1 protein-coding gene is annotated in these 641 nt (G+C 68.0%); it reads right to left on the bottom strand.

Translation table 11 applies throughout. The annotated features are described in order from the left end of the window. Positions 1-61: 61 nt before the first annotated feature. Positions 62-641: TonB-dependent receptor domain-containing protein (locus ACXJKJ_RS30900; protein WP_457395357.1), on the bottom strand; the 580-nt coding region annotated here is incomplete at its 5' end.

Genomic DNA, 641 nt, shown 5'->3' with positions numbered 1-641 from the left:
ATCAGCCACACGCCGAGCAGGCTGGCAACGACCGCCGACCACTCCAGGATCGCCGCGGCGTTCATAGCCCGAACGTCACCGACAGGCGCGCCTGGCGCGGCGCACCGGCGAACAGGTAGTAATCACCGGCACTGCTGCCCGTATCGCGCCAGTAGAAGCGGTCGAACACGTTGTCCACCGACAGGTTCCAGGTCACCGGGTGCGCGCGCAGGTCATGTTTGAAGCGCAGGCCGAGGTCGACCACGTGGTAGCCCGGTGCGCGCACATCGCCATCGACCGTAGCCACGTTGGACGACGCATAACGCCAGCCGCCGGTGACCGACAGCCCATTGGCGAAAGGCAACGCGTAATCGGCATGCACGCTGGCGCGCACCTTGGGCACGTTGACCAACGGATGGCCTTCGTAGAACGCGGTGCCGGTATCGCGCGCGCGCGCCTGCAGCGCGCTGACGCTGGCAGTGAGCACGAGCCCTTCGGCGACGCGACCGTTGGCCGTCAACTCCAGCCCGGTGTGGGTCTGCTGGCCCTCGGCGACGAAGGTGTAGCCGGCATCGCTGCCGTCGGGCCTGGCGTACTGGAACGGCTGCGAGGTACGGAACACCGCTGCGCCCAGGGTCAGCGCATCGGTGGCGGCGTACTTG

This window comes from Roseateles sp. P5_E1 (assembly GCF_054049335.1).
This window is presented reverse-complemented; position numbering and strand designations above follow the sequence as displayed.